This is a genomic window from Saccharopolyspora hirsuta, assembly GCF_008630535.1.
GTDB classification, from domain to species: domain Bacteria; phylum Actinomycetota; class Actinomycetes; order Mycobacteriales; family Pseudonocardiaceae; genus Saccharopolyspora; species Saccharopolyspora hirsuta.
In genome coordinates this window covers 227,349-240,105 of sequence record NZ_VWPH01000006.1, presented here as the reverse complement: position 1 = coordinate 240,105, position 12,757 = coordinate 227,349, and the positions used below count along the sequence as shown (strand labels likewise).

Annotated in this window: 10 protein-coding genes; 3 read left to right on the top strand and 7 right to left on the bottom strand. The window is 72.2% G+C overall.

The window, feature by feature from the left end:
- Window positions 1-16: 16 nt before the first annotated feature.
- Window positions 17-1,606, bottom strand: coding sequence for a malate synthase A (gene aceB / locus F1721_RS14465; RefSeq protein ID WP_150067176.1), 1,590 nt, complete (start codon window positions 1,604-1,606; stop codon window positions 17-19).
- Between the two features lie 240 nt (window positions 1,607-1,846).
- Here aceB and F1721_RS14460 point away from each other — a divergent pair, with 240 nt between their 5' ends.
- A complete protein-coding gene (locus F1721_RS14460; RefSeq protein ID WP_150067175.1) occupies window positions 1,847-2,626 on the top strand; it encodes an IclR family transcriptional regulator in 780 nt (259 codons plus the stop codon).
- A 507-nt stretch (window positions 2,627-3,133) separates the two neighbouring features.
- Window positions 3,134-3,955, top strand: coding sequence for a PhzF family phenazine biosynthesis protein (locus F1721_RS14455; RefSeq protein ID WP_246154879.1), 822 nt, complete (start codon window positions 3,134-3,136; stop codon window positions 3,953-3,955).
- A gap of 70 nt (window positions 3,956-4,025) precedes the next feature.
- Here F1721_RS14455 and F1721_RS14450 read toward each other — a convergent pair whose 3' ends face one another.
- The 6 genes from F1721_RS14450 to glmS form a co-directional block, all read right to left on the bottom strand.
- Window positions 4,026-4,622, bottom strand: a complete 597-nt coding sequence (locus F1721_RS14450; RefSeq protein ID WP_150067173.1) for a DedA family protein — start codon at window positions 4,620-4,622, stop codon at window positions 4,026-4,028.
- Entirely contained in the window at window positions 4,619-5,098 is a 480-nt protein-coding gene (tsaE, locus tag F1721_RS14445; protein ID WP_246154877.1) for a tRNA (adenosine(37)-N6)-threonylcarbamoyltransferase complex ATPase subunit type 1 TsaE, read from the bottom strand. The genes F1721_RS14450 and tsaE overlap by 4 nt, the downstream gene beginning before the upstream one ends.
- Window positions 5,095-6,165 (bottom strand): alpha/beta fold hydrolase, encoded by a 1,071-nt coding sequence (locus F1721_RS14440; RefSeq protein ID WP_150067172.1) that lies wholly within the window; start codon window positions 6,163-6,165, stop codon window positions 5,095-5,097. The genes tsaE and F1721_RS14440 overlap by 4 nt, the downstream gene beginning before the upstream one ends.
- Before the next feature lie 145 nt (window positions 6,166-6,310).
- Window positions 6,311-7,459 carry an alanine racemase gene (gene alr / locus F1721_RS14435; RefSeq protein WP_150067171.1) on the bottom strand — a complete coding sequence of 383 codons (1,149 nt, stop codon included), beginning with the start codon at window positions 7,457-7,459 and terminating at the stop codon, window positions 6,311-6,313.
- Between the two features lie 502 nt (window positions 7,460-7,961).
- On the bottom strand, window positions 7,962-9,476 hold the full coding sequence (locus F1721_RS14430; RefSeq protein ID WP_150067170.1) for an NAD(P)H-hydrate dehydratase: 1,515 nt from the start codon (window positions 9,474-9,476) through the stop codon (window positions 7,962-7,964).
- A gap of 464 nt (window positions 9,477-9,940) precedes the next feature.
- Window positions 9,941-11,803 (bottom strand): glutamine--fructose-6-phosphate transaminase (isomerizing), encoded by a 1,863-nt coding sequence (gene glmS / locus F1721_RS14425; RefSeq protein WP_150067169.1) that lies wholly within the window; start codon window positions 11,801-11,803, stop codon window positions 9,941-9,943.
- Window positions 11,804-11,919: 116 nt separating this feature from the next.
- Between glmS and F1721_RS14420 the strand changes: the two genes are divergently transcribed.
- Window positions 11,920-12,756 carry a dienelactone hydrolase family protein gene (locus F1721_RS14420; RefSeq protein ID WP_150067168.1) on the top strand — a complete coding sequence of 279 codons (837 nt, stop codon included), beginning with the start codon at window positions 11,920-11,922 and terminating at the stop codon, window positions 12,754-12,756.
- The last annotated feature ends 1 nt before the right edge of the window (window position 12,757 follow it).

Here is a 12,757-nt window from a genome sequence, read left to right as displayed (position 1 = left end):
TGTCGCCGCAGTTCGATCAGTCGATCTGCTCGTAGGCGGGCAGCGTCAGGAAGTCGACGAACTCGTCGGCCACCGCCACCTGCTCGAACAGCTCGACCGCCCGGCCCAGGTTCTCGACCGGGAAACCCTCCTCCGCGCGCAGCTGCTTCTCGGTGTCGGCCAGCGTCTCGCGCACCAGGTCCGCGGTGACCCGCTCGCCACCGGCCAGCACCACGTCGTTGTGCAGCCACTGCCAGATCTGCGACCGGGAGATCTCCGCGGTCGCGGCGTCCTCCATCAGGTTGTGGATCGCCGCCGCACCGTTGCCGCCCAGCCAGGACACGATGTAGCGGACACCCACGTCGACCGCGGCGCGCAGACCCTCGATGGTCTTCTCACCCGGCGTCTCGGCGACCGCGAGCAGCTGGTCGGCGGTCACCGCGACATCGTCGCGGGTGCGGTCGATCTGGTTGGGCTTGTCGCCCAGCACCGCGTCGAACTCCTCGAAGCAGATCGGCACCAGGCCGGGGTGGGCGACCCAGGAGCCGTCGAAGCCGTCACCGGCCTCGCGCTTCTTGTCGTCGTGGACCTTGGCCATCGCCTTCTCGTTGGTGGCCGGGTCCTTGGTCGGGATGAACGCGGCCATGCCGCCGATGGCGAACGCGCCGCGCTTGTGGCAGGTGCGCACCAGCAGCTCGGTGTAGGCGCGCATGAACGGCGCGGTCATGGTGACGGCGTTGCGGTCCGGCAGGATGTACTTGTCGGAGTCGCGGAAGGTCTTGATGACGCTGAACAGGTAGTCCCAGCGACCGGCGTTGAGGCCCGCGGAGTGGTCGCGCAGCTCGTAGAGGATCTCCTCCATCTCGAACGCGGCCGGGAAGGTCTCGATCAGCACCGTGGCGCGCACCGAGCCGTGCGGGATGCCGAGCTCCTTCTGCGCATGGGTGAAGACGTCGTTCCAGAGCCGCGCCTCGAGGTGGCTCTCCATCTTCGGCAGGTAGAAGTACGGCCCGCTGCCGCGGCTGAGCAGCTCCTTGGCGTTGTGGAAGAAGTGCAGGCCGAAGTCCACGAAGGCGGCGACGGTGGGCTTGCCGTCGACGAGGATGTGCTTCTCGTCGAAGTGCCAGCCGCGCGGGCGCACCAGCGGCACCGCGTGCTTGATGTCGTCGCGCAGCTTGTAGGTCTTCTTCGGGGTGGTCAGCTCGATCTGCTTGCGCACCAGGTCGTAGAGGTTGACCTGGCCGGAGACGACGTTGCTCCAGTGCGGGGTGTTGGCGTCCTCGAGGTCGGCCAGCCAGACCTTGGCGCCGGAGTTCAGCGCGTTGATCGCCATCTTGCGGTCGGTCGGGCCGGTGATCTCCACGCGGCGGTCGGCGATGTCGGCCGGCGGCGCGGCCACCTTCCAGTCGCCCTCGCGGATGTGCCGGGTCTCCTCGAGGAAGTCCAGCCGCCCCTTGGCGGCGGCCTCCGCGCGGCGCTGCTTGCGACGCTCGAGCAGCTCGTCGCGGCGAGCGCCGAAGGCGCGCTGCAGACCGGCCACGAACTCGAGCGCTTCCTTGGTGAGGATCTCGTCCCCGCGCTCGACGGCGCCGCCGAGCACCTGCACTCCTGCTGCCGTTTCGGACATGAGAAGTCCACCTCTTTCTGCTGCCGGGTTCCAGACGGTGGCTGATGGCTCACCTTGCCGCGTGGCGGGCTGTCGCGCACCCGAGGCTGCGCGGCGGCCGTTCCGCTTGCGGTACGCCCGTAATGTTTTTCTGCATCGTGGATGTTAGTTTCCATATAGCGTTCGAAGCAACATGAGCTGTAGCACCCATCACGGACTAGACTTCGGCGCAGGCCGAAGGGGCGAAGAGGGAGTTCTGCGATGACCACTGGCCCGCAGCGGGCAAGCCAGGGCGGCGGGGTGCAGTCCGTCGAACGCACCTTCGAGCTGCTCGAACTCATGGCCGACGCCGGTGGTGAGGTCGCCCTGTCCGAGCTGGCCGAGAAGTCCGGCCTGCCGCTTCCGACGATCCACCGGATCATCCGCACCCTGGTGAGCAACGGCTACGCCCGGCAGCAGCCGTCCCGCCGCTACGCGCTCGGCCCCCGGCTGATCCGCCTCGGCGAGACCGCCAGCCGCGCGCTCGGCTCCTGGGCCCGCCCCTACCTGGCCGAGCTCACCGAGGCGACCGGTGAGACCTCCAACATGGCGGTCCTCGACGGCGAGCAGATCGTCTACGTCGCGCAGGTGCCCTCGCAGCACTCGATGCGGATGTTCACCGAGGTCGGCCGCCGCGTGGACGCGCACGCCACGGCGGTCGGCAAGGCGGTGATGGCCACCATGCCGCCGGACACCGTGGCCCAGCTGCTGTCCCGCACGACGATGCACCCGCAGACGGAGCGCACCATCACCACCGTCGAGTCGATGCAGGAGGAGCTGGCCCGCATCCGCCAGCAGGGCTACGCCCTCGACGACGGCGAGCAGGAGGTCGGCGTCCGCTGCTACGCGGTGGCGGTCCCAGGAGCCCCGGCGGGCGCGGCGATCTCGATCAGCGGCCCGGAAGGTCGCATGACCCGCATCTCGACGGACGAGGTCATCCCCCTGATGCAGCGCCTGGCCAAGGACCTCTCCGAGGAGCTCCGAGTCAGCAACACCGCCTGACCCCGGCCGTTCCCGCCTGCAGTTTCACTTGAAACTGTGCTCCCCCGTGCGGGGAAACTGCAGTTTCAAGTGAAACTGCGGCTCGCCAGGACCTCCAGACCACCTGCCGACACCCAACGCACCCCCTCCGACCGCACCCCTCCGACCCCGGCCCTCCGACCGGGGTGGGTCCGACCGGGGTTGGTCCGACCGGGGTTGGTGCGATTTCAATGGAAGTCGGACATCCGATTTCCATTGAAATCGCGGGTCCCTCGCCCCAAGGAGCGGAGCCGCGGTCCCAGATTTCCCCGATCTCAGGGGGTTTCAGCCCATGATCGCGGCACGGGGAATAAGCCGGTGGGTGCCTGCGCTGGAGGCGGCATGAACGACCGCGCGCCAACCTCAGTCCCACCCAACCGCACCTCAGGGGACCGTGACGCAACCCAGCCACAAGAAACCCCCACAACGCAAGACAACACCCCCAACGCAACCACCACTGAGAATCGCGGAGAGGCGGGAATAGCACGGTTGGTCGCGTTCAGCAGCGATCCGCGCGGCGGCAACCCGGCGGGGGTGGTGCTCGACGCCGTCGGGCTGACCGATGCGGAGATGCTGGCGATCGCCGCGGACCTCGGGTACTCCGAGACCGCGTTCCTGTTCCCCCGCGGCGACCGCGAGCACGACATCCGGTTCTTCAGCCCGAAGGCCGAGGTCACCTTCTGCGGGCACGCGACGATCGCCACCGCCGTCGCGCTCGCCGAACGCGACGGCGCCGGGAGGTTCGAGCTGCACACGCAGGCCGGGCCGGTGCCGGTGGACACCCAGGTCGACGACTCCGGGCGGCACACCGCGACGCTGACCAGCGTCCCCACCTCGATCCGCGAGGTCGAGCCCGCGGTCCTCGACGAGGCCCTGGCCGCGCTCGGCTGGTCCCGCGACGACCTCGACCCGGCCCTGCCGCCCCGGATCGCCTTCGGCGGCAACGACCACCTCGTCCTCGCGGTGTCCACGAGGGACAAGCTTGCGGCGCTGTCGTACGACTTCGACCGCCTCGGCAAGCTGATGTCCGACCAGGGCTGGACGACGCTGCAGCTGGTCTGGCGCGAGAGCCCGGTGCTCTTCCACGCCCGCGACCCGTTCCCGCCGGGCGGCGTGGTGGAGGACGCGGCGACCGGCGCGGCCGCGGCGGCCTTCGGCGGCTACCTCAAGCACCTCGGCCTGATCACCCCGCCGACGACGTTCCGCATCCACCAGGGCGACGACATGGGCCGTCCCAGCGTCCTCGACGTCGAGGTCGCACCGGACCACGACCGCATCCGCGTCACCGGCACCGCCACCCGCATCCCGTGACGCTCAGCTGCCCGTGAGTGTTTTGTGGTGCTATAGCCCCAGAAACGCTCACGGGCGTCGACCGGGTACCTCAGGCGCGGATGCGGTTCCGGCGGCGGAGCCACCAGATCCCCAGCGCCACCGCCGCGGCGACGGCCAGGACGGGGAGCCCGGCCAGGCCCGCCAGGGTTTCCACGCGCTCGTAGGCGTCGCCGGACCAGGCGCCGAGGAGGACCAGGGTCGTCGCCCAGGTGATGGCGACCGGGAGGTTGCAGAGGGTGAAGCGGAGGTGGGTCATGTCCGTGCGCGCCGCGAGTCGGGGTACCAGGGTGCGGACGGCCGCGAAGCACTGCGACACCGCCACCGTCACCTCAGCGCGTCCGTCCAATGAGGACTCCAGTCGGGTGAGCCGCTCCTCCCCGAACCGCTTCACGAGCTCGCGGCGCAGCAGGCCGCCGCGGCGACCCCGGTAGAAGCTGTGCTGGCAGCCCAGCGCCGTCGCGGCGGAGGCGCAGACCGCGGCCAGCCACACCTCGACCACGCCCTGCCCGGCCAGCAGGCCGAGCGCCAGGACGGTGCCGGTACCGGGCAGGAACACCCCGACCACCAAGCCTGATTCGGCGAACAGCACCGCCGCGGCGGCGATCAGCGCGAGGGGCCCGGGGATCCCGGCTAAGAACTCGCTCACCGGCCGAGCAGTTCGGCCAGCCGCGCGTCCCAGGACTCCCCGTGCGGTTCCAGGGTGATCTCGCGGACGTCGTCGGGGCGGCGGCGGATCCGCAGCAGCAGGTGGCTGTCGGCGAGCCGCTCCGCCAGGCCCTCGCCCCACTCCACCACCACGGCGGCCTCGGTGAGGTCGGTGTCCAGGTCCAGGTCGTCGATCTCGTCCAGCCCGCCCAGCCGGTAGGCGTCGACGTGCACCAGCACCGGGCCGTCCCCGGACTCCGGCCGGTGCACCCGCGCGATCACGAACGTCGGCGAGGTGACCCGGCCGGTGACGCCCATGCCCGCCGCGATCCCCCGCGCGAGCACGGTCTTGCCCGCGCCGAGCGGGCCGTCCAGCAGCACCAGGTCGCCGGCGCGCAGCACGGCGCCCAGCCGACGGCCGAACTCCAGCGTGTCGGATTCCTTCGGGAACTCCGCAGTCCGCAACGCAGCACTCACTTCCCGACCGCCCTGCGCAGCAGCGCGGTCAACTGCTCGGTGACCAACTCCGGCCGCTCCAGCATCACCGGGTGACCCGCGCCCTCGACGCGCACCAACGTCGCGTCCGGCAGCTCGGCGGCCAGCACCTCGGCGTGCGGGGAGAACGGGGTGACCCGGTCGGCGTCCCCGCTGAGCACCAGCACCTCGCAGGTCCGCAGCGCGGCGAGCGCGGTCTTGCGGTCGTGCAGGCCGATCGTCTCCAGGAAGTCGGTGACGACCTCGACCGTGGTGGCCCCGATCATCTCCGCCACCAGGTCCACCACCGCGGGCGAGATCGCGCGGTCCCCGAACGCCAGCGAGCGGACCAGGCTCCAGGTGATCTTGTCGCCGACCCGCCGGGTGCGCTCCACCAGGTCGGGCTGGACGCTGGACAGCAGCGCCAGCCCGCGAGGCACCGGGTTGACGCGCGAGAGCCAGGTGCGGGGCAGCCCGGCCGCGCCGACCGAATCGGCCGCGGTCCCGATCAGCGCCACCGCGCGCACCCGGTCGCGGAACAGCTCCGGGCGCTGCTCGGCCAGCGCCATGATCGTCATGCCGCCCATCGAGTGCCCCACCAGCGCGATCGGGCCCTTCGGCGCCATCGCGCGCAGCACCGCGTCGAGGTCCCGGCCGAGCTGCTCGATGGTGCTGTTGCGCTTGGAGGAGTGCCCGGAGCGGCCGTGGCTGCGCTGGTCGTACTGCACCACCCGGACCCGCGGGTCGGTGAGCTCGGGCAGGTCGCGGCGCTGGAAGTGCCAGCAGCGGGAGTCGAGCGCGAACCCGTGCACCAGCACGACGGTCAGCTCCGGCTCCCCGCCGTCGGCGGGCTCGATCTCCTGCACCGCCAGCGGAACCCCGTCGTCGGCGGCCACGGTGGACTGCCGGTCCGGGCGGAGCCGCCCCAGCGGCTCGTCGGCGTGCGGGTCGTCCGGGTTGCGCTTCGCGGCGACTCTCGTGCTGTGCGCGACGACGCCGACCGCGGCGCCGGTGATCGCGGCACCCAGCACACCGCTCGTCCAGGCCAGCGCCTGCCAGACCGGTTTCACGCCGCCCCCAGCCGCGAACGCCCGGCGCCGGACCGCACGAGATCCGCCACGTCAGCTCGTGAGTACTTCGTGGTGCTATAGCCCCGCAAAGCACTCACGACACTTGAGCAGGGGAAACGCGCGGGATCTGCGGCCGGGCGGAGGCTCATGGTGCCTCCAGGTCGTCCTCGACGGTGCGCGTCACCCGCGGGCGGTACATGCCGGTGACGATCTCGTAGTGGATGGTGCCGATCGTGTCGGCCCACTCCGCCGCCGTCGGCTCGCCGCGGTCGCCCGGACCGAACAGCAGCACCTCGTCGCCCTCGCGGACCTCGTCGTCGCCGCAGTCCACCACCAGCTGGTCCATGCAGACCCGGCCGACCACCGGGCGCCGCTTGCCCGCCAGCCACACCGACATCCGGCCGGACAGGGTGCGCGGCACGCCGTCGGCGTAACCGACCGGCACCAGCGCCAGCCCGGTGGACCGGTCCGCGGTCCAGGTGTGGCCGTAGGAGACGCTCTCGCCCGCCGCGATCCGCTTGGTCAGCGCCACCGAGGAGCGGAACGTCATGGCGGGGCGCAGGTCGTGGTCGCCGTCCTGCGGCACCGGGTCCAGCCCGTAGACGGCGATGCCCGGGCGGACCAGCTCGAAGTGCAGGTCGGGGCGGGTGAGCACGGCGGCCGAGTTGGCCAGGTGCCGGATCGGGTCCAGGCCCGCCGCGCGCGCCTGCTCGTGCGCGCGCCGGAACCGCTCGGCCTGCTGGTCGATGGAGGGGTGGCCGAGCTCGTCGGCGCAGGCCAGGTGCGACCACACCGCCACGACCTCGACGTGCCCGTCTGCCTCGGCGTTCGCAGCGGCTTCCACCAGCGCGGGCCAGAGGTCGGCCGGGCAGCCGCTGCGGGACAGCCCGGTGTCGATCTTGAGGTGCACGCGCGCGGTGCGGTCCTGCGCGGCGGCGGCCGCCTCGATCCGCTGGAGGACCGCCAGCGACGACGCGGACAGCTCGACGTCCTCGGCGATCGCGGGCGCGAAGTCGTCCCCGACGGCGTAGAGCCAGCAGAACACCGGAGCGGTGATACCGGCGGCGCGCAGCTGCAGCGCCTCGTCGAGGGAGGCGACGCCGAGGCAGTCGGCGCCGGATTCGAGCGCGGCGCGCGCCACGGTCACCGCGCCGTGACCGTAGCCGTCGGACTTCACGATGGTCATCGTGCGGGCACCCGACTCGCGGGCACGCGCCGAGAGCACCCTCACGTTGTGGCGGATCGCGCCGACGTCGATGCGCAGGTCGGCGCGGTGCGCGGGCTGGTCACTCATGGCACGGTCATCGTCGCACACAGCCCCGCACCCCCATCGGCGTACTGCCCGGGGGCCGCGGGCGGCACCTGGGGTGCGGTGGTGATAGCGGGGTGGGGTTGGCGAGGAGAGGTGCCGTTGGGGTGCGGGGCCGGGTTTGGGTTCAAAGCGGTGGGTGGTCGGCTTGGGTGTGCTGCAATTTCAATCGAAATTGCCATCGTTCTCGACGGAGCCTCCAGTGGCGACGTGGGCAATTTCAATCGAAATTGCAGTCGTCACCACCCCTCGCACGGCCGTCGCAGCGGTCCCTCCGCGGCGAGCGGACGGACTCATTACTGCAGTCCCCACCACCCCTCCGACGCCCCAGCAGCAGTCCCTCCGCAGCGTGCGGCGACCGAGATCGGCAGCAGTCGTCACCACCCCTCCGGCGGCTGTGGTCGCGGTTCGGGGGCTGGTGGCCACGGACTGTGGGGGTGGCATCAGCGTTCGCGGCAGCACGTGGAGGCTGCTGCCGGGGGCCGGATCAGGTCAGGGCGGCTCGGCGGAGCTTGCGGATCGCCAGCGGGACCGCCGCGAGGAGGGCGGACGCGCCGATCGGGGCTCCCGGGTCGGCCGGGTCGTCGGAGGCGCCGTGGGCCGCCAGGTCGGCGGCCAGGGAGTGCACGTGGGCGGCGTAGCCGCAGGCCAGCCAGGGTTCCACGCCGCTGGCCAGGAGGGCGCCGATCAGGCCGGTCAGGACGTCGCCGGAGCCCGCGGTGGCGGGCCAGGCGTGCTGGGAGTCGTTGACCAGCACGCGGCCGTCGGGGGCGGCGATGATCGTCGTGTTGCCCTTCAGCAGCACCACCGCGTCGAAGCGCGCGGCGACCTCGCGCGCCGCCCCGACCCGGTCCGGGCCCGGCTCCTGCCCGGCCAGCCGGGCGAACTCGCCCGCGTGCGGCGTCAGGACCAGCGGGGCGTCGGGGTCCCGCGCGTCCCAGAGCGTCGGGTCGTTGGCGAACAGGGTGATCGAATCGGCGTCGGCGCACACCGGCCGCCCGGATTCCAGGACGTGCTGCAGGACGTCGCGCCCGCTCGCCCCGAGGCCGATCCCCGGGCCGACCGCCCACGCCTGCACCCGCCCGGCGTCGCCGACCGCGCCGGTGGCCACCACCTCCGGCCAGCGCGAGCGCACCACGTCGGCCGCCGGACCGGCGTAGCGGACCATGCCCGCGGTCGCCTGCACCGCGGCCCCGCTGGCCAGCACCGCAGCCCCCGGGTAGGTCGCCGAACCGGCCGCGACGCCGACCACGCCCTGGCTGTACTTGTCGTCGTCCGGTCCCGGCACCGGCCAGGCCGCGCCGATCTCGGCAGGTCGCAGCACGTGCAGCTCGGGCTCCGGCAGGTGGTCGTCGAGCCCGATGTCGACCACCTCGACCTCGCCCGAGTGCACCGCGCCCGCCCCCAGCACGTGGCACGGCTTGCGGCCGCCGAAGGTCACGGTGAGGTCGGCCGACACGGCAGGCCCGTCGACGGCACCGGTCATCGGGTCGACACCGCTGGGCAGGTCGACGGCCACCACCGGCACCACGACCCGCCGCACCAGCTCGGCCGCGGTCGGCCGCAGCGGTCCGCGCGCGGACAGCCCGACGATCCCGTCGACGACGACGTCGGCCCGCTCGACGGCGTCCGCCGCCTCCGCGCCGATCCCGGAGGTGTCCGCGCTGGAGCCCTCGGCGGGCACCGCCCGGCCGCCCGCGCGCCGCAGCGCGGCGAGCCCGGCGGCGTGCGCCTTCTCCGGGGCGAGCAGCACGGCGGTGACGCCGACCCCGCGGCGGCGGAGGAAGGCACCGGCCCACAGCGCGTCGCCGCCGTTGTTCCCGGCCCCGACCAGCAGCGCGACCCGCCGACCGGAGACCCCGCCGGTGATCTCGGTGAGCACGCGAGCGGTGTGCACGGCGACCGCGTAGGCGGCTCGGCGCATCACGACCGGTTCCGGCGTCCGGGCGAAGAGCTGCTGCTCAGCGGCGCGGATCTGGTCCGGCGTCCACACTCCGTGCATCGCGTCCTCCCTCGAAACCGCCGACGAGATTTCGCACAGTCTGCCTGCAGCCCCACCGACGACGAACAGCACCGCTCATCCCGGGAGCCCCGGGACGACGGTCCCATTCAAACCGCCCTCCCGGAACGTCCGGAGCACGACACACCGGACCGGGTGGTGCGCGATTTCAATGGAAATCGCAGGTCCGATTTCCATTGAACTTGTTCATCCTGCCCGTGGACCGCAGCCGCGAAGGGCGACCGGCACCGACCGGCAGGTGTCGCATGCGCCGCAGGCGCATAACCCACCCTCGCAACCGGCACCGCCGCGGGTTCTCAGCGTTCGCCTGGCGAGGACGGCCCTGACGCCGTGTATCGGCTCATACATCAGTCAGGGCACCCACAGCCAGGCGGGCGCTGAGGTTCCGCCACCCGCACCGCCACGCAGAACGAGGCTGGAAAACCCCACTGAAATCGCGGTGGAGATCACTCGACGGTGACGGACTTGGCGAGGTTGCGGGGCTTGTCCACGTCGTAGCCGCGGGCCCGGGCGATCTCCGCCGCCAGGACCTGGAGCGGGACCGTGGACACCAGCGGCTGGAGCAGGGTCGGCACCGCCGGGATGGTGATCAGCTCGTCGGCGAAGGGCCGCACCGTCTCGTCGCCCTCCTCGGCGATCACGATGGTGCGCGCGCCGCGCGCCTGGATCTCCCGGATGTTGGACACCATCTTCGCGTGCAGCAGGGCGCGCCCGGTCGGCGACGGCATCACCACGACCACCGGCAGGCCCTCCTCGATCAGCGCGATCGGGCCGTGCTTGAGCTCGCCCGCCGCGAAGCCCTCGGCGTGCATGTAGGCGAGCTCCTTGAGCTTGAGCGCGCCCTCCAGCGCCACCGGGTACCCGACGTGGCGGCCCAGGAACAGCACCGCCTTGGAGTCGGCCAGCTCCTTCCCGAGCTCGCGGACCTGGTCCACGGTGGACAGCGCCCGGCGCACCGCGTCCGGCATCGCGGACAGCTCGGCGTACTCGCGCGCCACCTCGTCGGAGTACTTCGTGCCGCGCGCCTGCGCCAGGGCCAGCCCGACCAGGTAGTTCGCCGCGATCTGGGCGAGGAACGTCTTGGTGGCCGCGACCCCGATCTCCGGCCCGGCGTGGGTGTAGAGCACCGCGTCGGACTCGCGCGGGATCTGCGCGCCGTTGGTGTTGCAGATCGCCAGCACGCGCGCCCGCTGGGTGCGGGCGTGCCGCACCGCCTCCAGGGTGTCGGCGGTCTCGCCGGACTGGGAGATCGCCACCACCAGGGTGTCGCGGCCCAGCACCGGGTCGCGGTAGCGGAACTCGCTGGCCAGCTCGACCTCCACCGGCACCCGGCACCAGTGCTCGATGGCGTACTTGGCGAGCAGCCCGGAGTGGTAGGCGGTGCCGCAGGCGACCACGAAGACCTTGTCCACGTCGCGCAGGTCCTGCTCGGTGAGGCGCAGCTCGTCGAGCACGATGCCGCCGTCGGCGAAGTGCCCGCGCAGCGTGTTCTCCAGCGCCTCGGGCTGCTCCTCGATCTCCTTGAGCATGAAGTAGTCGTGACCGCCCTTCTCGGCGGCCGACAGGTCCCAGTCCACGCTGAACGGCTTGGTCTCGACCTCGACGTCGTCGAAGTCGGTCACCCGGTAGCCGTCGCGGGTGATGGTGACCACCTGGTCCTGGCCGAGCTCCACCGCGTCGCGGGTGTGCTCGATGAACGCGGCAACGTCCGAGGCGAGGAAGTGCTCGCCGTCGCCGACCCCGACGACCAGCGGCGACGACCGGCGCGCCGCGACGACCTTGTCCGGTTCGGCGGCGTGCGTGACGACCAGCGTGAAGGCGCCCTCCAGGCGGCGGGCGACCGCGCAGACGCTGGCGCTGAGGTCACCGGCGGTCGGTCCACCGGCGTAGGCGGCGGCGACCAGGTGCGCCGCGGTCTCGGTGTCGGTGTCGCTGGCCATCTCGATGCCGGACGCTTCCAGCTCGGCGCGCAGGACCGCGAAGTTCTCGATGATGCCGTTGTGCACCACGGCCACCTGCCCGGTGGCGTCGCGGTGCGGGTGGGCGTTGCGGTCGGTCGGCGCGCCGTGCGTCGCCCACCGGGTGTGCCCCATGCCGCTGTGCCCGGCGAACCGGTCGCCGTCGACCTCAGCGAGCCGCTTCTCCAAGTTCGACAGCGCGCCCGCGGCGCGCTCCACGGCGAGGCTGCCCGCACCGTCGAGCATTGCCACGCCCGCCGAGTCGTAGCCCCGGTACTCGAGCCGTCGGAGCCCGTTGAGCACCACGTCGAGCGCCTGGCGATGTCCTACGTAACCAACGATGCCGCACACTCGGCCCAGCGTAGCTACTGCATATGGTCTGAACCTGTTCGCATCGGCCCGGCCGGGGGAACGCTCGCGCGGCGGCTACCGCGCGCGCACGCGCTGGTCCGCTACCGTTGCTGACCATGGCGCGCACTGCCAAGAAGGCCCCCTCCGCGAAGAACGCGTTCGAAGAGCTGTCCCGCCGCGGACCGCACGACGTCCTGCACGGTGATCTGGCTCTCGTCGGCCTGCCCGGCATCGTCTGCACCCCGCGCAGCGGCCTGGGACTGCCCGCGATCGCGTTCGGCCACGGCTGGCTGCAGCCGCCGCGCCGCTACCTGGGCCTGCTGCGGCACCTCGCCTCGTGGGGCTTCGTGGTCGCCGCGCCCGCCACCCAGCGCGGGGTGTTCGCCTCGCACCGGATGTTCGCCACCGACCTGCGCACGGCGCTGGACGTCGCCGTCGGGGTCCGGCTCGGCGAGGGCGAGATCAGCGTCGACGAGAAGAAGCTGGGTGTCGCCGGTCACGCCATGGGCGGCGGCTGCGCGGTCCTGGCCGCAGCCGAGGACGAGCGGATCCGCGCGGTCGCGACCCTGGCGGCCGCCGAGACCCGCCCGTCCGCGCTGGAAGCCGCGGCCCGGGTGAAGGTGCCCGGCCTGCACATCGCGGCGGGCAACGACCTGCTGACCCCGGCGGTGGCCAACGCCGAACCGATCGCCCGCGCCTGGGGAGGAGCGGTGCAGCTGCGCACCGTGCCCAAGGCCAGCCACCTCGGCTTCACCGAAGGACGCCACTGGACCCAGCTGGTCCTCCACGGCAAGTCCGAGTACGCCACCCAGCGCGCGACCAAAGCCCTCCTCACGGCCTACTTCCTGAGCACCCTGACCGGAGACCGCCGCGGAGAAGCCCTCCTGACCACGGACATCAAGGGCACCCAGATCGACCAAACCCACACCCGAGGCACCCTCACCGCGGCGTGAC